The sequence below is a fragment of the Nocardiopsis sp. NPDC049922 genome (assembly GCF_040660275.1).
GTDB lineage: Bacteria > Actinomycetota > Actinomycetes > Streptosporangiales > Streptosporangiaceae > Nocardiopsis.
This window is the reverse complement of sequence record NZ_JBFAME010000017.1, coordinates 40743-62023: the sequence shown is the minus strand read 5'-3', so window position 1 is coordinate 62023 and position 21281 is coordinate 40743. Positions and strand designations below refer to the sequence as shown.

General features: G+C 73.1%; 24 protein-coding genes. 6 read left to right on the top strand and 18 right to left on the bottom strand.

Going from position 1 to position 21281, the window contains the following annotated elements; translation table 11 throughout:
* Positions 1–16 precede the first annotated feature (16 nt).
* The 7 genes from AB0I72_RS24615 to AB0I72_RS24585 all read right to left on the bottom strand — a co-directional run bounded on the left by AB0I72_RS24615 (position 17) and on the right by AB0I72_RS24585 (position 7360).
* Complete coding sequence (locus AB0I72_RS24615; RefSeq protein WP_358572661.1) at positions 17–1510, bottom strand: DUF4241 domain-containing protein; 1494 nt, start codon at positions 1508–1510, stop codon at positions 17–19.
* A gap of 113 nt (positions 1511–1623) precedes the next feature.
* Positions 1624–3672: a hypothetical protein gene (locus AB0I72_RS24610; RefSeq protein ID WP_358572659.1), complete on the bottom strand. Its 2049-nt coding sequence runs from the start codon at positions 3670–3672 to the stop codon at positions 1624–1626.
* Between the two features lie 126 nt (positions 3673–3798).
* On the bottom strand, positions 3799–4770 hold the full coding sequence (locus AB0I72_RS24605) for an aldo/keto reductase (RefSeq protein ID WP_358572657.1): 972 nt from the start codon (positions 4768–4770) through the stop codon (positions 3799–3801).
* Positions 4770–5168, bottom strand: a complete 399-nt coding sequence (locus tag AB0I72_RS24600; protein ID WP_358572655.1) for a MerR family transcriptional regulator — start codon at positions 5166–5168, stop codon at positions 4770–4772. Before AB0I72_RS24600 ends, AB0I72_RS24605 begins: the two co-directional genes overlap by 1 nt.
* A gap of 80 nt (positions 5169–5248) precedes the next feature.
* A complete protein-coding gene (locus AB0I72_RS24595; RefSeq protein ID WP_358572653.1) occupies positions 5249–5932 on the bottom strand; it encodes a TetR/AcrR family transcriptional regulator in 684 nt (227 codons plus the stop codon).
* Positions 5933–5970: 38 nt separating this feature from the next.
* Entirely contained in the window at positions 5971–6750 is a 780-nt protein-coding gene (locus AB0I72_RS24590) for a hypothetical protein (protein WP_358572651.1), read from the bottom strand.
* A 91-nt stretch (positions 6751–6841) separates the two neighbouring features.
* Positions 6842–7360 carry an SRPBCC family protein gene (locus tag AB0I72_RS24585; protein WP_358572649.1) on the bottom strand — a complete coding sequence of 173 codons (519 nt, stop codon included), beginning with the start codon at positions 7358–7360 and terminating at the stop codon, positions 6842–6844.
* A 54-nt stretch (positions 7361–7414) separates the two neighbouring features.
* Here AB0I72_RS24585 and AB0I72_RS24580 point away from each other — a divergent pair, with 54 nt between their 5' ends.
* The gene (locus AB0I72_RS24580) at positions 7415–8020 is read left to right on the top strand and encodes a TetR/AcrR family transcriptional regulator (protein ID WP_358572647.1); all 606 of its coding nucleotides are present in this window, start codon (positions 7415–7417) and stop codon (positions 8018–8020) included.
* 389 nt (positions 8021–8409) lie between these two features.
* Positions 8410–9021, top strand: coding sequence for a hypothetical protein (locus AB0I72_RS24575; protein ID WP_358572645.1), 612 nt, complete (start codon positions 8410–8412; stop codon positions 9019–9021).
* 39 nt (positions 9022–9060) lie between these two features.
* Here the strand turns inward: AB0I72_RS24575 and AB0I72_RS24570 are convergent, their stop codons facing one another.
* Together AB0I72_RS24570 and AB0I72_RS24565 are read right to left on the bottom strand one after the other, a co-directional pair.
* Entirely contained in the window at positions 9061–9183 is a 123-nt protein-coding gene (locus AB0I72_RS24570) for a hypothetical protein (RefSeq protein WP_358572643.1), read from the bottom strand.
* Entirely contained in the window at positions 9180–9815 is a 636-nt protein-coding gene (locus tag AB0I72_RS24565; protein WP_358572641.1) for a DsbA family protein, read from the bottom strand. Before AB0I72_RS24565 ends, AB0I72_RS24570 begins: the two co-directional genes overlap by 4 nt.
* A 93-nt stretch (positions 9816–9908) precedes the next feature.
* On the opposite strand from AB0I72_RS24565, the gene soxR reads away from it, so the two are divergent.
* The gene (gene soxR, locus AB0I72_RS24560; protein ID WP_358572639.1) at positions 9909–10358 is read left to right on the top strand and encodes a redox-sensitive transcriptional activator SoxR; all 450 of its coding nucleotides are present in this window, start codon (positions 9909–9911) and stop codon (positions 10356–10358) included.
* 3 nt (positions 10359–10361) lie between these two features.
* On the opposite strand, the gene AB0I72_RS24555 is transcribed toward soxR, so the two are convergent.
* The 7 genes from AB0I72_RS24555 to AB0I72_RS24525 form a co-directional block, all read right to left on the bottom strand.
* A complete protein-coding gene (locus AB0I72_RS24555; RefSeq protein ID WP_358572637.1) occupies positions 10362–10643 on the bottom strand; it encodes a hypothetical protein in 282 nt (93 codons plus the stop codon).
* 188 nt (positions 10644–10831) lie between these two features.
* The gene (locus AB0I72_RS24550; RefSeq protein ID WP_358572635.1) at positions 10832–11191 is read right to left on the bottom strand and encodes a hypothetical protein; all 360 of its coding nucleotides are present in this window, start codon (positions 11189–11191) and stop codon (positions 10832–10834) included.
* 193 nt (positions 11192–11384) lie between these two features.
* On the bottom strand, positions 11385–11708 hold the full coding sequence (locus AB0I72_RS24545) for a hypothetical protein (protein ID WP_358572633.1): 324 nt from the start codon (positions 11706–11708) through the stop codon (positions 11385–11387).
* A 487-nt stretch (positions 11709–12195) separates the two neighbouring features.
* Positions 12196–13434, bottom strand: a complete 1239-nt coding sequence (locus AB0I72_RS24540; protein ID WP_358572631.1) for an ABC transporter permease — start codon at positions 13432–13434, stop codon at positions 12196–12198.
* Positions 13431–14159 (bottom strand): ABC transporter ATP-binding protein, encoded by a 729-nt coding sequence (locus AB0I72_RS24535; RefSeq protein WP_358572629.1) that lies wholly within the window; start codon positions 14157–14159, stop codon positions 13431–13433. Before AB0I72_RS24535 ends, AB0I72_RS24540 begins: the two co-directional genes overlap by 4 nt.
* On the bottom strand, positions 14156–15298 hold the full coding sequence (locus AB0I72_RS24530) for a peptidoglycan-binding protein (RefSeq protein ID WP_358572627.1): 1143 nt from the start codon (positions 15296–15298) through the stop codon (positions 14156–14158). The genes AB0I72_RS24535 and AB0I72_RS24530 overlap by 4 nt, the downstream gene beginning before the upstream one ends.
* A complete protein-coding gene (locus tag AB0I72_RS24525) occupies positions 15295–15780 on the bottom strand; it encodes a hypothetical protein (protein WP_358572625.1) in 486 nt (161 codons plus the stop codon). The genes AB0I72_RS24530 and AB0I72_RS24525 overlap by 4 nt, the downstream gene beginning before the upstream one ends.
* A gap of 165 nt (positions 15781–15945) precedes the next feature.
* Between AB0I72_RS24525 and AB0I72_RS24520 the strand changes: the two genes are divergently transcribed.
* Entirely contained in the window at positions 15946–16620 is a 675-nt protein-coding gene (locus tag AB0I72_RS24520; RefSeq protein ID WP_358572623.1) for a response regulator transcription factor, read from the top strand.
* The gene (locus AB0I72_RS24515) at positions 16617–17810 is read left to right on the top strand and encodes a HAMP domain-containing sensor histidine kinase (protein ID WP_358572621.1); all 1194 of its coding nucleotides are present in this window, start codon (positions 16617–16619) and stop codon (positions 17808–17810) included. Before AB0I72_RS24520 ends, AB0I72_RS24515 begins: the two co-directional genes overlap by 4 nt.
* Before the next feature lie 12 nt (positions 17811–17822).
* Here the strand turns inward: AB0I72_RS24515 and AB0I72_RS24510 are convergent, their stop codons facing one another.
* Positions 17823–19052: an acyl-CoA dehydrogenase family protein gene (locus AB0I72_RS24510; protein ID WP_358572619.1), complete on the bottom strand. Its 1230-nt coding sequence runs from the start codon at positions 19050–19052 to the stop codon at positions 17823–17825.
* 144 nt (positions 19053–19196) lie between these two features.
* Between AB0I72_RS24510 and AB0I72_RS24505 the strand changes: the two genes are divergently transcribed.
* A complete protein-coding gene (locus AB0I72_RS24505; protein ID WP_358572617.1) occupies positions 19197–19553 on the top strand; it encodes an immunity 51 family protein in 357 nt (118 codons plus the stop codon).
* A gap of 104 nt (positions 19554–19657) precedes the next feature.
* Here the strand turns inward: AB0I72_RS24505 and AB0I72_RS24500 are convergent, their stop codons facing one another.
* Positions 19658–21097: a helix-turn-helix domain-containing protein gene (locus AB0I72_RS24500; RefSeq protein WP_358572615.1), complete on the bottom strand. Its 1440-nt coding sequence runs from the start codon at positions 21095–21097 to the stop codon at positions 19658–19660.
* Between the last annotated feature and the right edge of the window lie 184 nt (positions 21098–21281).

The window sequence follows — 21281 nt, the reverse complement described above, 5'->3', positions numbered from 1 at the left end:
CGCCCCATCGAGTCGGCTAGCCCGCAACCGGTTCCGCGTCGTGCAGGACCAGCATGTCGACGACCAGGGCCGCGACCTCTCCCTCCTCGGTGCGGCCGATCCACACCGGGTAGTCACCGTCTCCGTGGCCGCTGTCGGCCACCACCAGGTGGCCACCGGTGGTCGGGTCGGTCAGTGTCCTGGACCAGGAGCTGGTGACCTGGACCGCCTCGTGTGTGTCCAGGGCGAGCGAGGGATCGGTCGTGTGCACGATGCCGTGCGCCACACGGGCAAGGAGCGACAGGTCGGGGAGCTCGTCGCCCCGTTCCCAGTCGTAGTCCAGTCCGATGGACCGGGCGAAGTTCTGCATCCGTTCCACGTTCCGGGGAAAGTCGAGGAAACGGCGCGCCCTGTACTTCAGTCCCGATTCCCTGGCCTGTAGTTCAGCCACCCTGTCCGGCGTGAGCTCGTGGATGAGCCAGGTGTACCGGTTGAAGTCGTCGAACAACTCGGTGAAGTGCGGCAGACAGGCGACGTCGCACACACCGATCATTCCACCGTCCACACCGACTCCGTAGAACTCCCCCTCATCGAGGTCGCGCGGGTCCTGGCCGGAGCGCAGGCCCAGTTCCCAACGGGTGACCGGGGTGCGGGCAGGGTCCGCGACGTCGATCCGGAGCCCGGCCACCACGGCGGGTCCGTCCTCGAACCGGAGCAACGATATCCGGACGGGATGCTCACCCGGGGGCAGGGAGACCGTCAGCGCGTCCTCAGGCTTGGCGAAGCGCAGCGAACCGGGATCGTAGGCGAGGACCTGTCCGGTCGGCAGGGAGACCGTACCGAGGTCGCGCACCTCCACCGTGCCGGTCATGCCCGTCCAGCCGTCCCGGTAGCGGCGCCCGTCGGGTCGGAAGAGCGCGTCGACGAAGGCGGGAGCCATCGGGCCGGGTGGGCTCCACGGTGGAGGTACCGGAGTCGGGTCGGGATCGGCCGGAGCCTCCCGGAGTTCCAGGTCGACCCCGGTGAGCCGGGGATGGACTTCGAGAAGGTCGTGCCAGTGCCCGAAGGCGGGGGCGGGGCACGTGGCGAAGGGCGCCAGGTCGGCTTCCAGACCCTGGGGCACGTGCGTGGCACCACCGTCTTCGTGTTCGTACTGGTACTCGTAGCGTCCCGCGTCCTCGTCGATGAGCTCGATCGTGAGTCGCGGGCTCCGCGATCCGCGCTCGCCGTCGGCGGGCCAGCTCCTGCTGCGGGTGAGGGAGAGCCCGCCGTGTTCCCGGCGCGCGTAGCGGTGGTGGGTGCGCCGTTCCCGGGCCTCGTCGAACAGCCAGACTCCGCAGTGGTCGTGTGACCAGGCGATCTCCAGCAACACGAGCGGGGCGCCCTCGGGCTTGCGGATCAGTACCGCGTACTGTTCGCCTGCGGTGTCGCGGTCCCGGGCCGTCTCGGGGCTCAGTTGCCCGACGGGGCCGCCCACCGCCGGGTCCCAGCCCTCGCAGTAGACGATCTCGCAGGTGACGGGGGATGTCATGGGGGATGACCTCGGTGTCGGGGATGTGTCCCGTGTGACCCTAGCGCCCGTGTGCGACACCCCGTACCGTCCACTCCGGTCACCGGTCCGTGCCGATCACGGGTCATCGGGGTTCAGCCGAAGGGAAGCGCGCCCCAGACGAGGGCGAGGAGGTCGGTGACCCCCGCCCCCGAAAGCGCACCCGTCTCCAGGCCGACGACCAGTGCGGCCACCAGCAGGAGAACCAGCACCCACGTGCGCCGACGCCTGGGCGGCTCGGCCGCGACGGGCTCGTCCCGGTCGGTGTCGAGCCAGGGCCGGTCGAGGCGGGCGACGTCCCGGCGCAGGTCCTGCACCTCGGCGTGGTAGCGGTCGCGTTCCTCGCGGACCCGCTGGAGCTCGGCGCGTTCGGCCCGGACGGCGGCGCGCGCGTCGACGACGTCCACGCGGGCGGCTTCGGGCCCGCGCCGGGTGTGCCACCGTTCCAGGCGGGCCAGGGGGAGGTCCGCGTACTGGGTCGGCCAGTTGTCGCCGGGGTCCTCGTCGACGACCACCTCGTCCGGGTCGAGCGCGGTCTCGGTGGCGTAGTCGGGGGCCAGGCCCAGGGGCGGAGCGTCCTCGGGGGCACGGGGGTGGGGGCGGGGGGCGGGGGTGGCCAGGGGTTCACGCGGTTCCCGGTCGGCCAGCGGCCAGAGCGGCGGGGACGCCGGTTCGGCCAGGTCGTCGATCTCCGGCGCCTCCACCTCGGGGAGGTCCGGCAGATCGAGGGATTCTGGGAGGTCTGCGGGGTCCGCGTGGTTGGTGGTCTCCGGGGGGTCGGTGGGACCCCACAGGGCGGCGGACTCCGACCGGTCAGCGGGTTTCGCGGGGTTGGCGGGCTCCGGGGGGTCGGAGGGGCCCCACAAGTCGACGGACTCCGCAGGGTTGGCGGGGTCCCTCAGGCTGACGGGCTCTGAGGGATCACCGGGGTCCGGGGGGTCGAAGGGCTTTGCGAGATCAGCGGGTTCGGGGAAGTTGGCGGGCTCCGGGGGGTCAGTGGGATAGAGGTCGGCCGGGGGTTCGTACTCGGGGGGCAGCCATTCGGGCTCGGGTACGTCGTCCAGGTCCGGGAGGTCGTCGTCCGCGGTGACGGTCTCCGCTGAGGGTCCTGCGACGCCGCCCCTGACCGGTCCGTCCGTCGGTCCCGGACGATCCGCCGCGTCGGCTCTCGGCTCCGGCTCGGCGGGCAGGGGTCGCGCCTTCGGGGCGAGCCAGTCGCACAGCAGGGCGCGGCGGTCGGCGAAGGTCGGCCCGTCCGGCACGCCGCGATCGCGCAGGTGCTCGGCGAGCACGTCGCCGCCCTCGTCGCGCAGCATCGCCACGAGGGACTCGGCCACCGCGAGGTACTCGGGTGCGGGCGGGTGGAGGAAGGGCGATCCGGCGTCGTCGGCAGGCGGGCCGAACGCCAGGTGCTGGCCGCCGCCCGTGCCCAGGACCGGGTCGTAGGTGGAGAAGGACCAGCTCCACCCGGCGGCGGGGATGGCCCGGGACGGGGTGAGCACGTCGCGCAGGACGCGGTGCACACCCCACAGGAAGCGAAGTTGGACCGCCTGCCACAGGTCGGCGCGCCGGGCGTCCAGGGCGATGTGGACCGGCAGGTCGGGGCGGGCGAGGGCGGCGGCCACGGCGCCGACGAGGACCGGTTCGCCGGAGACGGCGGCCTCGGCGGCGTGGCGGTCGCGGGTGCGCACGGCGCCGGGGGCCGCGGTGCGCTCCCAGGGCTCGGGGGTGGGCAGGGCGTCCATGGTCGCCCACCCGGGTCTGGGCGAGCGGCTGGCGGCGGGCCTGGTGTGCGGGTTCTCGTGCAGCGACAGCACCCGGGGGAACGTCAGTCCGTGCGCCGGGCCGACGATCGCCCAGGCGTGCGCGTCGTGGACCTCGCCGGGCCACCGGTAGACGAGGGCGGCCTGCCCGTCGGGGTAGGCGCGGGCCCAGAGGGTCTCGGGGTGGTCGGCGGGGTCCATGTCGGGCAGCGCCGCGCGGTAGTCGGCGGTGAGCGCCGGGAGGAGCCGGTCGCGCCAGGAGCGTAACGCGGGCTGGTCGTCCTCGGGGAAGGACGAGGCGGCCGGGCCTGGACCGATCCTGCCGAGGAGGGTCGGTTCGGCCCAGGCGAAGTGGATCTGGTGGTAGGTGTCGTCGGGCAACTCGCCCCTCCCACGGGTACGCGGACCGAGGCGGCGCGGCCACCCGCCGCCTCTAGGGAAGGTATCCGGTCACCCCGCGGTGAAAACAGCGTGTTCGCCCGAATGCGCGGTGTCGCACGGTTCGTCCTAGTCGGCGGTGGCGAGGCGCTCCCACTGGTCCCTGGTGAGGGTCAGGTCGGTGGCCTCGATCGCCTCGTCGAGCTGGGCCATGGTGCTGACGCCGACCAGGGGCACGACCGCCGGTTCGCTGTCCATGAGCCAGGCGAGGACGACCTGGTTGCGCGTGGCGCCGGTCTCCGCGGCCACCTCGTCGAGCACGGCCAGGCGGACGGCGGTCCCCGGGTGGTCGTAGGCGCGTTCGAGCTCCCTGTCCGGGCGGGTGTAGGCGCCCCACAGCAGGGACGTGTAGGCCACCAGCGTGTACGGGCGCCCCTCGGCCCCCTCGGCACGGACGAAGTCCAACAGCTCCGGGGTGACGTGCACGTGGCTGGACGCGGTCAGCGGCACGTCCAGACGGGGCTGGAGGTAGCTGTACCGGTACTGCAGCAGCCGGGGGCGGGGCCAGGCGCGGGCCTCGGCGACCGCGCGGGCCCGCTCCAGCCGCCAGGTGCGGTGGTTGCTCAGGCCGAGTTCGCCGACGGCGCCCTCGGCGACGAGGTCGGCGAAGGCGCCCAGGGTCTCCTCCAGGGGCACCGACCGGTCCTCGATGTGGGCGTACAGGGCGTCGAGCCGGTCCACGCCCAGGCGCTCACGGCTGCGTTCGGCGGAGGCGGCGACGACCTTGGCGGACAGGCCCTCCGCGGTCTCCAGGCCGGTGCCGGGGACGGTCGGCATGGCGCCGAGCTTGGTCGCGACGAACACCTCGTCGGTGACGCCGCGCTCACGGCGCCAGCGCCCGAGGAAGGCCTCGCTCTCGTGCCCCTCGCAGCCCTCGACCCAGAACTGGTAGTTGTTCGAGGTGTCCACGAAGGTCCCGCCGGCCTCGACGAACCGGTCGAGCAGGGCGGAGGCCGTGGCGTCGTCGGTCTCGCCACCGAACTTCATCGCGCCCAGGCACAGGGCGCTGACACGGCGGTCGCCGATGGTGGTGTGGCGCATCAGGAGGTCTCCTCGACCGGTCGGGGGGCGTTGTCGGCGAGGACGCCGACGTAGTAGTCGATCTTGTGCTGGATGGCCGCCTGGTTGGCGCGCAGCTCGGCGATGCGCTGGTCCAGCCGGTCCTGGTGGCGTTGGAGGACGTCCAGCCGGTCGTGGACGGTGTGGTCGCCCGCCTGGACGAGTTCGGCGAACTCGCGCAGCCGGGCGATGGGCATGTCGGTGTCGCGCAGGCAGCGGATCAGGCCGAGGAGTTCGACGTCGTCGGCACGGTAGCGCCGGTGACCGCTGGGGGCGCGGTCGACCCGCCGCAGCAGTCCCTCCCGCTCGTAGTAGCGGAGGGTGTCGAGCGTGAGGTCGAACCGTTCGGCGACCTCACCGGGTGTGAAGTAGTCCCTCATGGGAACGAGCATGGGGCCTGGAGTGCGCTCCAGGTCAAGGGGATTCCGCGAACGGGTGCGGGAGCGGGTCGTCGACCGGCTCAGGAACCGCCCCGGATCGCGCCCACGACGGCGCCCGTGAGGTCCTCGATGATCTCCTCCTCGCCGACCTCGGGATGCTCCAGCCACCACTCCCCCGCGGCCTGGACCATGCCCACGACGGCGTGCGCGACGATCTGGGCGTGCACGAGGCCGGTGACGCGCCCCTCGCTGACCAGCTGCTCGGCGAGCTCCTCCCCCAGACGGCGGACCATGAGGCCCAGGTCACCGCGGGTCCGGGGGTCCTCGGCGGTGGCCCGGTCCATGAGGAAGCGGTAGAGGTTGAGGTTCTGCGAGATCATCGACAGGTAGGCGCCGACCGTGGCGCGGGCGCGGACCTCGAGTTCGGCGTGCTCGTGCAGCTCGGCGCGGATGCGTTCGATGAGCGGGTCGACGTGGCGCTGGGCCAGGGCCCGGTAAAGACCGCCCTTGTCACCGAAGTGGCGGTAGAGGATCGGCTTGCTGATCCCGGCCTCGGCGGCGATGGCGAGCATGGGTGCGTCGGGGCCGTCGCGCTGGATCACGCGGTCGGCGGCGTCGAGGATGGCGCGGCGCCGTTCGGGGTCGCGTCCGCCCCGTCCCCGGCCGCCTCGGCCGCGCGCACGGGTGGGCGCCTCCGACTCAGGGGCGTCGGAGGCGTCGGTCGTGTTGGTCACGGCGGTGCGCCGCGTGAAGTCGATCGCCACAAGGGTTCACCGTAGCGCTTCGGCTGGTGAAGCGGTGATCACGTACGGATCGCGATCCAGGTCGCGTGGGCCTGGGCGAGGAGGCCGCCGTCGGCGTCGTAGACCGCGCTGCCGGTGTGCGTCTTGCGGCCGTCGACGGATTCGAGGTACCCCATCACCACGTACGTGTGCCCCACGCGCGGGGCGCGGTCGACGCGAGCGGTGAAGCGGCCGAGGACGCTGGGGCGGCCGACGACGTCGCTGGACCACCCTCCGGGGCAGTCGAGGGCCGCCCAGGTCTGGGGCAGGGTGACGGCGCCCGAGTCGTCGCCGAGGTCGGCGTGCGGGGTCCAGGTGCAGGCGACGGTGTTGCCCTGGCCGTCGGGGCCGGTGGCCGGGCGCACGGGCCCGGCGAAGAGGCGGAGTCCGTCGCCCTCGGGGCGGGCGGGGCCGCAGCTGTAGCAGCGGGGGAAGGGGTGCTCGACCAGGCCGGGGTAGCGGTTCTCGGCGTCCTTGGCCTCGGCGGGGGTCACCGGGCCGCCGGGGACGGCGGGGCGGTCGGGGAGTTCGGCGGTCTGGGCCTCGGCCACGAGGTGCGCCTTGTCGGTGCGTTCGGGATCGGTGAGGCGCAGGCCGGTGGCGGGGTCGCCCTCCACGGTGAGCGGCCGGTCCAGGGGCGGCGGCGTGCGGAGGGTGACGGTGACCGCGGGGCCGCCCTCGGCGGTGAGGTGGGCGGCGAGCAGGCCCGAGGTGTAGCCGCCGTTGCCCGATCCGTCGGGGCCGTTGAACCTCGCGGGGATGGTGAGGGTGGGGGCGCCGTTGCCCGGAGTGTCGTTCATGTCTTCAGCGTAGGAGAGGCGCTCGCCCGGGTTCGTGCCGACCGGCCGGTCGCACACGTCACCGGACTCCGGCCACCGGCCGTCGGAGGCGTCATCCGACCGCCGGCTCCCGGGAGGCGGACGAGCGCCGCGACGCCAGGGAGCGCAGCAGGCGCACGTACGGGCTCCAGCGGGCCGGGGCGCGGACTGTGCCGGTGAGCCCGCGCTCGGCCCGGTCGAGGCAGTCCTCCAGCAGGGCGTCGTGGAGCCACCGGAAGGCCAGGGGCCAGGTGAGGCGGGCGGGGCCGCGCAGGCGCATGGACACGAGGTGGCGCAGCACCGCTCCTTCGGGGCCGTCGGGTCGGACGGTCAACTCGTGGAACCCGTCGAAACCGCGCGGCGCCTCGAACCGGAAGCGCACCAGGCGCCCGGGGAGGTACTCCTCCGCGGTGTAGCGGACGGGCCCGTGACCGCCCCTCGCGCCGGGGGCCAGCGGGCCGTCCAGGAGCATCGCGGGCCAGTGGTGGCGCGGCCAGAGGGGGTCGTCCGGCGAGGACAGTGCGTCGACCAGGGCTCCCACGTGCTCGGGAGCGACCGGGAGGCGCCGTTCGTGAAGGTTGTGGACGGCCATGCTCACTCCTTTTAGAGAGGTCTCTCTAAAAAGAGTAGGGCATAGGGTCCGACCATGGGAAGGCCCGCACGCTTCAGCACCGACGATCTGGTCGCGGCCGCCGTCGCGCTGGCCGCCGAGGGCGGCCCGGCCGCGGTGACGATGGCGGCGGTCGCGCGCGCCGCCGGAGCGCCCAGCGGATCGCTCTACCACCGCTTCCCCAACCGGCCCGCCCTCCTGGCCGCCGTGTGGCTGCACGCACTGGAGTCCTTCCAGGAGGGGTGCCGTGCCGCGCTGTCCGCGCCGCGGCCCCTGGCCGCCGCGGTGGACACCGCGCGGTACGTGCTGGAGTGGAGCGGCGCCCACCCGGACCTGGCCCGGATCCTGCTGTACCGGTCCGCCGACTTCGACGAACCGGCGTGGCCCGCGACCGACCGCGCCCGCCTGGGCTCGGCCAACGCCGAGGTCGGGTCGCTCCTGGCCGCGGTGGCGCGGGGCCTGCGCGAGCCCGGCGAGCCGGAGGACCGCGCGATGGAGCGGGTCGCCCTGGCCGTGGTGGAACTGCCCCTGGCCCTGGTCCGGCGCCATCTGAGGGGCGGTCGGGACGTCCCCGAGGACGCGGTGCGGCTGGCGGCCGACTCCGCCGAACGCCTCCTGGCCCCGCGTCCCGCCACCGGCTGAGGCGCTCCCCTCTCCGCGCGGAGGCCCCCTGTCCGGCCCGCCCCCACAGGTGTCCGGGCGCACCGGTCACCCCGGATGGGGGATCGTCCTCGCGGTCGGCCGGGTTCGCGGGGGCCTCCCCGGGGCGGCGGAGAGCACCCGCGCGCACCTGACGGTCCGGGCGTCCGGACCGCCTAGGCTGTGACGATCCCCCACCGACCTGACGCCGTCGGCGGTCCCGGGCCGGTTCGCCGGACCGTTGCCCCACGCCGTGGTGTCCGTCATCCTGTTCGCCCTGTTCACACGGCGGCTGCTCCGCCGCTGACCGGTGGGTACCGGGTGCCCCGCGCCCGTGCCCGATCATCCCGAGTGCCGAGTGCCGAGGCGACACGACCCCGGGGGTTCCCCACATGCACGACACCGCCAACACCCGCCGGTGGCCCGACACCGCCGCCCGCGTCGTCTCCGAGGCGCTGGCGCCCGCGGTCATCGTCACGGCGGTGATCGCGGCCGTCGCCTGGGACTCCACGGACACCGCGGGGCAGGCGGTCGTGTGGTCGGCGGTCTGCGTCCTGTTCTCCGCGGTGATCCCCATGGGCTTCGTGGTCGCGGGCGTGCGCACCGGACGGTGGACGGACCACCACGTTCCCGACCGCGCCCACCGCCGCTGGCCCCTGGTCGTGGGCGCGGCCTCCGTGGCCGCCGGAACCGCCCTGGTCCTCACGTTCGGCGGACCGATCGACCTGGTCACGCTGGGCGCGGTCATGGGCGCCCTCCTGGCGGTGGTGTGGGTGGTCACCGACCGGTGGTCCTGGAAGGTGTCGGTGCACGCGCTGACGGCGGCGGTCGGCGCGACCACGGCGACCGCTCTGGGCGGGTGGCCGGGAGCCCTGGCGGCCTGGCCGCTCGTGATCCTGGTCGGCTGGTCCAGGGTCCGGCTGCGGGCCCACACGGCCGCACAGGTGGGCGTCGGCGTGTTGATGGGCGTCGCGGCCACGACCGCGTTCGTCCTCCTGCGCTGACCGCCCGGCCGCCCGCGGACGCCGGAACGAGGCGCGGGGTCAGCCCCCGGGACGCCACGGGCCGTCGACGCCGGTTCGCACGGAGGTGACCGCCCCGGTCGTGCGGCGCATGGCGCGGCCGCCGCCCCGCGCGTCGGTCGCGGCGGCTCCGACCGTGGTCATCGGACGGTCTCCCCAGCGTTCAGGAGCGCGAACAGCTCCTCCTCGGAGCGGTGTCCGCCGAGGACACGGTCTCCGATGACGAAGCTGGGGACGGACGTGATCTGGCGCTCGACCGCGGCGCGGTGGTCCGCCTCGACCTCGGCGCGCAGGTCGTCGCCTGCCAGGAGCGCGTCGACCTGCTCACCCCCGATCCTCCAGCCCGCCGCCAGACGCCGCAGCGCGGCCGGGTCGGTCAGGTCGTCGTTGGCGCCCAGGTGGGCGGCGAAGGCGTCGTCCCACGCGTCGTGGGCGTTCACACCGCGGGCGGTCGCGTACTTCAGCAGGCGGTGCACGGGGCGCGAGTCCACGCTCAGTGCCCCGTCCATGTCGATGTCCAGGCCCTGGATCCGGGCGGCGGTCGCGACCCTGGACCGCAGCGCCTCCCATGCCCTCTCGTCCATGCCCCACGAGGTCAGGGCCGCCTCGCGGACGGTCCGGAACGCTCCCTCCGGACCCGCGGGCTCCAGCAGGAAGCTCCGGTGCTCCACCACGACCTCGTGGTCGAGCCGGTCGAGCACGGACCGGAGCCGCCGGTGTCCCATCCAGCACCACGGGCACCTGACATCGGCCCACACGGTGATCGTCGTCGTCACGTTCGCCTGCTTTCCTCTTGCGTGATCGGTTCGATGCCCAGCACACTTCATCAAGTGAACTTGACGTCAAGTCGTCGACAGCGGAGGTGACGGGTGCCACGACTGGATCCCGACCTGCTGTGGCTCAAGCCGGGACAGGTCGCCGAGCGGGCCGGGGTCGCCGTGTCGGCGCTGCACTACTACGAGAGCCTCGGGCTCATCCGCAGCCGCCGCACGGCCGGGAACCGGCGCGAGTACCGCAGGGACACCCTGCGGATCATCGCGTTCATCCGCACGGCCCAGCGCCTGGGCGTCTCGCTGGGCCGGATCAAGGAGGCGCTGGACCAGTTGCCGGAGGAGGGGCTGCCGACCAAGCGGGACTGGGCCCGGATCTCGCGCCAGTGGTACGACGAACTGACCGAGCGCATCGAGGAGATGACCGCGCTGCGGGACCGATTCTCCAACTGCATCGGATGCGGGTGCCTGTCGCTGACGGCGTGCCCCTACTCGAACCCGGACGACGTCCTGGGCCTGGAGGGGTCGGGCGCGCGCCGCTTCCCCTGAGCGTCAGGGACGCCCGCGCCGGGACGGGCAGAACGGCCGGTGGCTGGCCGGAGCCAGCACGACGAACACCGACAGCGGCCAGACCACACCGGCCACCAGGAGGGACAGACCCCAGGTCGCGGGGGTCACGACGGGCAGGTTGTCCATGATCCTGGTGAAGAACGCGTGGTTGTCCCGACACGGCGTGCACTCGGGGTCGGGCTCGGGGCCCAGCGTGCGTTCGGCCTCGACATGGAAGAGCAGCGCCGTCACGGCGCCGACGGCGAGATAGACGTACAGGAACATCACGGGGGCCTCCGGGCCACGCTACCGGGTCCCGGACGGGCTCTGGGGGCGGGGATCGGGACGGTCGGCGGCGGACGGGTCCGATGACGTGGCGGAGGGCGCCGCCCCGACCGCCCTCGGCCGGAGTCGGCGCCCTCCCTCGACGGCGTCATACCTCGTGACTGGGAACTTCCCGAGCGATCGGGCGCCTATCCGCCGATCTGCTGCGCCGTGATCTCGTGCCCCGGGTCCTGCGACTGGATCTGACCCTGCACGTTGTCGAGGTCGTTGATGTTGGTGTTGTCCACGTCCAGGTGGTTGTGGATGTGGATGTTGATGACGGGCCGGGTGTCCGGGCGCGGACGGCCTCCTCCGCCGCCGCAGCCGGAGCCGGGGTGGTGGCCGGGATGCGCACTCGACGAGACGCAGAACTGGCCCGCACCCTGCGGCCCCGCGCCGCTGCCCGACGAGTTGAAGTGCGTGTCGGCCCCGGCGATCGCCGCTGGGCCGAGGGCCAGCGCCGGGGCCGCGACCCCGGTGACGAGAACACGGGTGATGGCTTTCCTCATGTGTGCCTCTCCCTTCGGGGACGGGGCGGCTTCGGACGGCCCGCCCCGTCACGGTGGACTCTGACCTGGACAAGGGAGGGGCCCGCCCGGATGTCGAGCGGGCCCCCCTGATGACCCGGTGACCGTTGCCCGTGGACGTCACGGACCCGGTCGTGCCGGTCGCGGCAATCCCTGGAGGATGTCCGTGTCAGAGCTAGTCGATTTCGACCCCGACCTGCTCCTGCTCCTGTTCCTGCTCCTGGTCCTGGTCCTGGAGCTGAAGCTGGTCCTGATCCTGGTACTGGTCCTGGTACTGCCCCTGCACGTTGACGAGGTTGTTGTTGTTGACGTTCGTGCTCGTCACCTCGTTCTCGACCTCGATCACCCCGTGCTTCTTGATGTTGTCCTTGATCACGACCGAGTGCTTCTTCTTCGGGGGGTGGTAGTCGTAGTCGGCGAACGCGACGGAGGGCGCGGTGAGGGCCACAGCCGGAGCGACGAAACCAGCGACAAGAACGCGGGTGAAGGTCTTCTTCATCTCGATTACCCCTTTCGGTGTCGGGGCGGAATCATCCGCACCCGATCCATTGGTCCGCACCCAATCCCAACCGCCTATCGATCTGAGGCGGCTGTTCGCGCACCCCGTCGCACCCGGGGATTATCGCCGGCACGGACCAGCGCCTTCTGATGGCAGCCTCCACCTCAGCGCACACCGACCGGACACGCAAGACATCTGTTACACCACCGACAGTATTGGCCGAATCACGCCATGACATGGGAATTCATCGAATGACGGAGCGACGCGGAGCAAACCAGGAGAAGGGCACGCCGCATTGACGGCAAAGGTGTTGGAAAGCCACGTCGGCCAAGGAACGGAAAACCTGGCGAATCCCCTGTTGTTCGCCAAGGAGCGGGCCATGCCGCAATCACGGTCGAGGTATACGGACCCGTCCGGGAAACGCGTGGGAGCCCCCGAAGAGCCCATTCTCCGGGGGTTCCCGCGGCATGGCGCCGCCCCACGGCGGTCAGTCCGCGCTCAGCGCCTCCACGGGGTGCTGGGCCGCGGCGCGCAGGGCGGGCAGCAGCCCCGCCATCGCGCCGATCGCCACCGTCGCGGCCACCGCGCCCGCCCCCGCCCACCAGGGCAGGGCGAACGGCCACCCGCGCAGCAGTGCGAACACCGCGGTCACCAGCGCGCCCAGCGCCACACCGAACACCCCGCCCAGCAGCGACAGCGCCATCGCCTCCACCAGGAACTGGACCCGGATCGCCCCGCGGGTCGCCCCCAGCGCCCGGCGCAGGCCGATCTCCCCGCGCCGCTCCAGCACCGAGATGACCATGGTGTTGGCCACCCCGACCCCGCCGACCAGCAGGGCGACTCCGCCCAGCCCCACCAGCAGGCCCTGGAGGGTCCGGTCGGCGGCCTGTCCGGCCGCCAGGGCGTCGGAGGGCCTCGACACCTCGACCTCGTTGGGCCGCTCCGGGTTGGCGTTGCGGCCGATCAGGTCCCGGGCCCGGGCGGTTTGCTCCGGGTCGGTGCGCACGAAGATCGTGGACGGGTCGCCGGTGGCCCCCAGCAGCTCCTCGGCGGTGTCCTGGCCGACCAGCGCCGCGTTGTCGAGCTCGGGCGCCAACTCCACCGGGGCCAGCACGCCCACCACGGAGAAGTACTCGCCGCCGATGAGCACCAGCGTGTCCGGGGTGATCCGGGTGACGCCCAGGCGTTCGGCCGCCGACGCGCCCAGCACCGCCGCCGGGTGGTCCGTCGTCGCCCCGTTGAACCACTCCCCCAGCGCCGTCCGCGCGCGCAGGGTGTCCCTGAGGTCCACGTCGACGCCGAACACGCCGATCCCGCCGGACTCCCCTTCGGGGACGAGGTCGCTCCGGTAGACCTTCGCCCCGTCCACCCGTTCCACCCGCGAGGTGCGCTCCACCTCGGGCATGCGGTCGATCCGGCCCCGCGCCTCCTCCGGCAGGGTCGCGTTCCCGCCGAAGAGGGTGCTGCCCGGCGCCACCGTGACGAGGTCCGTGCCCAGACGCTCCAGGGTCGCCTCCAGGTCGGCCCGGCCCGAGGCGGAGATGCCCACCACCGCGACCATCGCGGCGATGCCGATGGCGATCCCCAGGGCGGACAGCACCACCCGGGCGGGGCGGGCGCGCAGCCCGCTCGCCCCGGTGCGCACGTGGTCGAGCGGGGAGAGCCGGGCGGGCCGGGGACGGCCCCGCCGGGCCGCCCGCTCCTCCCCGCGCCTCCGGCGGATCATGAGACCCCCTCGGCGAGGGGCGCGGCGGAGTCGGCGACGACCCGCCCGTCCCGCACCTCCAGCCGCCGGGGCGCCCGCGCGGCCAGTTCGCGGTCGTGGGTGATGACGACGACGGTGACGCCGTCCTCGTTCAGCCCGCGCAGCAGGCCCATCACCTCCGCGCCCGAGGCCGTGTCCAGCGCGCCGGTCGGCTCGTCGGCCAGCAGCAGGTCGGGGGAGCCGACCACCGCGCGGGCGATCGCCACCCGCTGGCGCTGCCCGCCGGAGAGCTCGTGCGGCCGGTGTCCGACCCGGTCGGACAGCCCCACCCGCTCCAGTGCCGCCACCGCCCGCGCCCGGCGCACACGCAGGGGGACGCCCGTGTAGAGCAGGCCGTCGGCGACGTTGTCCAACGCCCGCACGTTGGGCGCCAGGTGGAACCGCTGGAACACGAAACCCAGGGTGCGGGCGCGCAGCGCCGACAGCGCGCCGTCGTCCAGCGCCCCGATGTCGTGGCCGAACACGCGCACCGTCCCCTCGGTGGGCGCGTCCAGGGTGCCGATCAGGTTGAGCACGGTCGACTTGCCCGACCCCGAGGGGCCGACGATCGCCGCCATCTCCCCGCGTTCCACCCGCAGGTCCACCCCGTCCAGGGCGCGCACCCCGCCGGGGTAGGAGCGGGTCACCCCGGTGAACTCGACGGCGGGGACGTCCCGTGTCTCCCGCCCGTCCTCGCAAACGCTCATCCCGGAACCACCACTTCCGTGCCCTCGTCGATTCCGTCGCCGGTGACCTCCACCAGGCCGTCGGAGAACCAGCCGGTCTCCACCGGGACGTCGTTCACGGCGCCGTCGGCGTCCACCACCGACACCCCGTACCCGCCGCCGGAGAGGGCGATCAGCGCGCCCACGGGCACGGCCAGCACGTCCTCCCGGCTCTGGCCCCGCACCTCCACGGCGACGGGCGCCTGGTCGAGGAACCCCTCGGCGTCGTCGGCCAGGCGGACCAGCACCTCCACGGTGGCTCCGCCCTCGTCGCCGGGCGCCCCCTCCGGGGACTCCTCCCCGGTCTCCGCGACGGCGCCCACCGAGGAGACCTCGCCGGTCACGGTTTCGCCGCCGGGCATCTCCACGGTCACCTCGTCGCCCTCGGCCACCAGGTCGCGGTCGTCCACGTCGAGGTCGATGCGCACCACGCGCTCGGTGGCGGCGGTGTCGAGCAGGGCGGTGCCGGGTGCGACGTTCGAACCGACCGCCACCTCGTGCGCGGTCACCCGCACCGGGCCGGACGTGTACCAGATCCGGGCGGGGTCGACCGTGCCGGTGACCTCCATGCCCTCGGTGTCGCGCTGCCAGTTCTTGACGGCCTCCGCGGTGAGCGCGGTGTACTCGCCGTCCACGGTGAACCCGCCGTACCCGAGCTCGGACAGCGCCTGCTCGAACCGGCGCACGTCCTCGCCCCTCACCCCCGGCTCCAGGAGCCGGTGGGCGGGAACGTCCCCGCGCAGCAGGATCGTGGGACGGCCGTCGATCTCCCATGCCCGGTCGCCCGCCGACAGCTCGGCGCCCACGTCGGGCATCCGGGTCAGCACCCCGTCGGAGCGGGCGAAGAAGGATCCCGCCCTCGGGTGTCCGAGCGTGCCTTCCAGGGTCTCGCGGCGCTCCAGCGTGGTGCGCTCCACGCGGGCGGTGGACTCCGGTCGCGGGGCCTCCTGCCCGTCGGAGGGGGGCGGCGGGCCCCACACCATGAAGGCGGCCACCGCGCCTAGGGCGGTGAGGGCCGCCAGGGCGGCGACCAGCCAGCCCAGGCCGCGCCGCCCGCGGCGCGGGCGCTCCACGATTTCGGGTTCCACGTCGGGCTCCTCGGGGAGGGTCGCGGTGCTCACGCGTCACCGTCCTCGCCCTGGACCTCTTCCCGTGCCTGGTCCGAGCAGCGGGTGAGCGCCTCCATGCCCGCGTCGTCGTCCGGGCCCAAGGGGATGGCCAGGCCCTGCCCCGGCTCGGGGTCGGGCATGTCGTAGCCCTCCTCGCGCATGCACTCGGCCACCAGCAGGCTCTGCTCGAACATCTCCTCCTCGGACGGCGCGTTCTCGTCCACCGGGATGATGTCCTCGCAGGCCTCCAGGGCCGCCATGAGCTCCTCGTCGTCGGGGTCCGCGGCGGGCAGGGCGACCATGCCCTCCCCCTCCGGGTCGGGCATGTCGTAGCCGTTCTCGCGCATGCAGGCGGCGAAGTCCGCCATCGCCTCCTCCATGGTGGGCTCCCGCGTCCCGTCGGCCCCGTCAGCGCCCTCCCCGCCCAGGACGCCGCATCCGGTGAGCAGCAGTCCCGCCGTGACCGCCCCCAGGGCGTAGGCCGATGCGCGCATGTCGTTCACTCCTCGGTCACGGGCGCCGGTCGCTCCGGCACCGCTTCGGAGCACATGTCACCGGGACCGCGGTTAGCCGTCGGTTAGGTCGGCCCATAACCGCCTTCTAACCCTGCGGGTGCATACTCGCCGGTCAGAGGGTTACCGGTCGCGAGGGGGAGTTCCGTGCGGGTTCTGGTGGTGGAGGACGAGCCGTCGCTGGCCCGGACCGTGGCCGAGGGGCTGCGCGGCGAGGGCATGGCCGTGGACGTGTGCCACGACGGCGCCACCGGCTGGGAGACGGCCACGGTGCACGACTACGACGTGATCGTCCTGGACCGGGACCTGCCCGTCCTGCACGGCGACCGCGTGTGCCGCCGCCTGGTGGACGACCCGGACGTGCACGCCCGGGTGCTCATGCTCACCGCGGCCGGGTGCCTGGAGGACCGGGTGGCCGGGCTGGACCTGGGGGCCGACGACTACCTGGCCAAACCCTTCGCGTACGCGGAGCTGGTGGCCCGGGTGCGGGCGCTGGGGCGGCGGGCCCGGCCCGCCGCCCCGCCGCTGCTGCGCGCGGCCGGGCTGGAGGTGGACACCGTGCGCCGGACCGCGTTCCGCGACGGCCGGGAGCTGGCGCTCTCGCCCAAGGAGCTGGGGGTCCTGGAGGAGCTGCTGCGCGCCGAGGGCGCGCCGCTGTCGGCGGTCCGCCTGATCGAGAAGGTGTGGGACGCCCATCTCGACCCGTTCAGCGGGGTGTTGAAGGTGGTGGTGCACGGGCTGCGGCGCAAGCTCGGCGACCCGCCGGTGATCGAGACCGTCCCCGGGCAGGGGTACCGGGTCCGGACCGGGGAGGGGGCGTGAACGGGCTGACCCTGCGCACCCGGCTGGCGCTGGTCTACGCGGCGGTGTTCGTGCTCGGCGGGGTGGTGCTGCTGGGGGTGAACTACGGGATCGTGTCGGCCAGTCTGGAGGACCGGGGCGTGGGCCTGGCCACGACCGTCGAGGGGGTGGCCCTCCAGACCCTGGACGCGGACACGGTCTCCGTCCAGGCGTCGCCCGTCCAGGGGGGCGAGGCCGGGCAGGCGCAGGAGGCGGTCGAGGACCTGCTGGTGTCCTACCGCTCCGCCGTGCTGTCGGACCTGCTGCTCACCTCCGCCCTGGTGCTGGGCGGGGTGACGGTGCTGGCCGCCCTGGCCGGGTGGCTCATCGCGGGCCGCCCGTTGCGGCGGCTGCGCCGGGTCACCGAGACCGCCCGCACCCTGTCCGAGGACGACCTGCACAGCCGTCTGGCGCTGACCGGACCCGACGACGAGTTCCGCGAGCTCGGCGACACCTTCGACGGCATGCTCGCCCGTCTGGAGCGGGCCTTCGACAGCCAGCGCCGGTTCGTCGCCAACGCCTCGCACGAGCTGCGCACCCCGTTGGCCGTCCAGCGCGCCGCCCTGGAGGTGCCGCTGTCCCAGGGGCGGGTGCCCGAGGATCTGCGGCCGACCTTCGCACGGGTGCTGGGTTCGGTGGAGCGCAGCGAGGGGCTCATCGCGGGGCTGCTCCTGCTCGCCCGGTCCGACCGCGGCCTGACCGGCGCCGAGGCGGTGAGCCTCGCCGAGGTCGCGGGCGACGCCGTCGCCTCGCACACCGACGCGGCCGCCGCCCGGGGGGTGGCGCTGAAGCTGTCGGTCGAGCCCGCCGAGGTCGACGGGGACCCGGTCCTGCTGGCCCACCTGGCCCGGAACCTGGTGGACAACGCCCTGCTGCACAACATCGACGGGGAGGACGGCGGGTGGGTGCGGGTGGAGGTGCGCGCGGTCGCCGGCCGGGCCGTGCTGCGGGTCGCCAACACCGGCCCGCGGGTGCGCGACGCCGACGTGCTGTTCGAGCCCTTCCACCGGGGTGACGCCGCCCGCCTGCACCGCGACCGCCCCGGCAGCGGCCTGGGGCTGTCCATCGTCCGGTCCATCACCGAGGCGCACGGCGGCACCGTGTCGGCGCTGCCCCGGCCCGGGGGCGGGCTCACCGTCACGGTCGGGTTCCCCCTGGCGCACGGGTTCTGACCTGCGAAGGACTCAGCGGACCGGCAGGCCGGTGATCGCGCGGCCGATGATGAGCTTCTGGATCTCGCTGGCCCCCTCGAAGATGGTGAAGATGGTCGCGTCGCGGTGCCAGCGCTCCACCGGGTACTCGCGGGTGTAGCCGTTCCCGCCCAGGATGCGCACGGCGTTCTGGGTGACGAACGTGGCCGTCTCACTGGCGTAGAGCTTGCACATCGAGCCCTGCGCGTGGTCGAAGTCCTTGTCGTTGCGGGCCATCCACGCGGCCCGCCACACCAGCAGGCGCGCGGCGTCGATCCGGGTGGCCATCTCGGCCAGGAGGAAGGCCACCCCCTGGTTGTCGCCGATCGGACGGCCGAACTGCTCGCGCTGCGTCGAGTACTCCAGCGCGTACTCGTACGCGGCCCGGGCGCAGCCGACCGCCATCGCCCCGACGGTCGGACGCGAGGCCTCGAAGGTCTTCATCGCGGCCTGGCCCTTGGAGCGCTTCCCCTCGCGGGCGCGGGCGAGGCGCTCGTCGAGCTTCTCCTTGCCCCCGAGCAGGCACGCCCCCGGGACACGCACGTCCTCCAGGACGACCTCGGCCGTGTGCGAGGCCCGGATGCCGTGCTTGGCGAACTTCTGCCCCTGGCTCAGCCCCGGCGTCCCCGGCGGCACGATGAACGTCGCCTGCCCGCGGGATCCGAACTCGGGCTCCACCGAGGCCACGACCACGTGGATGTCCGCGATGCCGCCGTTGGTGGCCCACGTCTTGGTCCCGTTGAGCACCCACTCGTCCTTGGCCTGGTCGTAGACCGCCCGCGTGCGGATCGCCGAGACGTCGCTGCCCGCGTCGGGCTCGGAGGAGCAGAAGGCGGCGAGTCTGACGTCGTCGGCCGTGCCGAACATCTGCGGCGTCCACTCCAGGAGCTGCTCCTGGGTGCCGTTGGCGGCCACGGACACCGCGGCCAGGCCGGTGCCGGTGATGGCCAGGGCGATGCCCGGGTCACCCCAGTACAGCTCCTCGAAGGCGACGGGGACGCCCAGGCCGCTCGGCTCCAGCCACTGGTTCGCGAAGAAGTCGAGGGAGTACAGGCCGATCTTGGCGGCCTCCTGGATGATCGGCCAGGGCGTCTCCTCCCGCTCGTCCCACTCGGCGGCGGCGGGGCGGATGACATCGGCGGCGAACCCGTGCGTCCAGTCCCGGACGTCGCGGACGTCCTCGTTCAGTTCCAGGCTGAAGGCGGGCGCGGTGGCCTCACTCATGCGCTTACATCCTTCTGTGGTCCCTCCCGGAGGAGGGTCGGCCGTTATGTGTTACCAACGGTAACAGTAAGGCTGTGCGGGCACAATCACCGGCCCTGGCGGGACACGCGACGGAGTGTCGGGGCCGCCCCCTAGATTCGGCCCATGACCGATCGCACGAGTTTCGCCCCCCTGTCGTTCTTCGAGTACGACCACCGGCCGGGCAGCTACTGCCTCATGCTCACCGACGCCGACATGCTGGGGGTGCGCGACGTCCTGGAGGAACACGGCTACGACGCCGGCGGCTACGCGTGGGAGGGCGTGGCCCGGTCGGCCGTGCGCCTGCGCGCGCCGGAACTGGAGGGCCGCGTCAACTACGACCCGGAGGCGGGGATGTTCGTCGCCTACGGCACGGACGCGGAGGCCCTGCGCCGGCTGGGGGAACTCCTGCGCGAGGCGTTCCACGACCGTGCCGTGCTCGGGGAGTTCATCGCGGCCGGCGATCCGGACTGGTTCGACTGACACCGACGGCGGCGACGGGCCGACCGGCGACCGGACCGGGGGCGCACGCGAGCGGGGGCGGTGCGCACCCCGCGCGCACCGCCCCCGCTCCTGGCCTCGGCCCCTCAGTCCCCGCCGTGCTTCTCCAGGAAGGTGTAGACGTCGTGCTCGTCCACGCCCGGGAACGTCCCCGAGGGCAGGGCGGACAGCACGTGGGAGTGGGCGCGCGCCGAGGGCCAGACGTTGCCCTCCCAGCGGGCCGCCAGGTCGGCGGGCGGACGGACGCAGCACTCCCCCGTCGGGCAGTTGGACTGGGTGCGGTTGGTGGTCTCGCGCCCGCGGAACCAGCGCGACTCCTTGTAGGGCACGCCGAGGGTGATCGCGAAGTTGCGCTCCCGGCTGGGGTCGACGTGCGCCACGCACCAGTGCGTGCCGTTGGGCTTGTCGGTGTACTGGTAGTAGATCGAGTAGCGGTCCGGCGAGGCGAAGACCTGCCGCCCCGACCACTGGCGGCACATGCGCTGGCCCTCGATCGCCCCGGTGTCGTCGGTGGGGAAGACCAGGCCGTCGTTCTCGTAGGCCTTGTAGATGATGCCGGTCTCGTCGTTGCGGATGAAGTGGCAGACCAGGTCCAGGTGCCGGTGGGCCAGGTTGGTGAACCGGTGCGCGGCCATCTCGTAGGAGACGGAGTAGACGTCGCGCAGGTCCTCCACCGACAGGTCGCGGGCCTGCTTGGCCTCCTGGAGGTAGGAGACGGCGGTGGACTCGGGGATGAGGACCGCGGCCGCGAAGTAGTTGGCCTCGACGCGCTGGCGTAGGAAGTCGCCGAAGTCCTTCGGCTGCTGGTGGCCCAGGATCACGTGGCCCAGCGTCTGGAGCAGGATCGTCCGGGGGCTGTGCATGCCCAGCGTCGTCTCGCGCTTGAGGTAGATGCGGCGGTTGACGTGGTCGGTGAGGGAGCGCACCGAGCGGGGCAGGTCCTGCACGTATCTGAGGGTGAAGCCGTGGTGGGTGGCGATCGCCAGGATCTGGCCCTGGGAGAGGGCGCCCGCGGTGTAGTTCACGGCGGTGAGGGTCTCGGCGGCCGCCTTCTCGATGTGCTCGAAGTAGTTGCCGCGCTCGCGCATCTGCCGACGCAGGTCGGCGTTGGCCCGGCGCGCCTCCTCGGGGGTGGCGGTCGGCTTGGCGCTGCGCCGCTTGAGCTCGTCGTACAGGCCCACGATGTGTTCGAGCACGTCGTTGGGGACCCGCTTGCCGACCTTCAGGTGCGGAAGGTTGAGCCCCTGGTAGAGGGAGTCGCGCTGGGCCTCCTCGACCGCGATCTCCAGCTGCGCGCGGCGGCTCGGGGGCTGCTTGGACAGGAGTTCCTCGACCGAGACGTTGAGGGCGGAGGCGAGGGACGTGAGGAGCGAGAGCTTGGGCTCGCGCTTGCCGTTCTCCAGCAACGAGAGCTGCGAGGGGGCACGGCCGACGCGTTCTCCCAGGTCAGAGAGGGTCATTCCACGCGCGCGGCGAAGATGACGGAGTCGCTGGCCGAACGTGACGAGATCTAGGTCACCTGTCAAAGACGGTATTTCTTCAGCACCAAAGTACGCCATGCGTTCATAGTACGGAAAGAATCAAGCTTCTTCGCACGAATCCAGGTGGAAAACCCGTGGATCTTGCCCAAGAATCATAGTTACCGGCGGGGAACTTACCGCCCAGGGCTCACCCCCGGCCCTGGACCGGACCTCCCTCGACCGGTGCGAA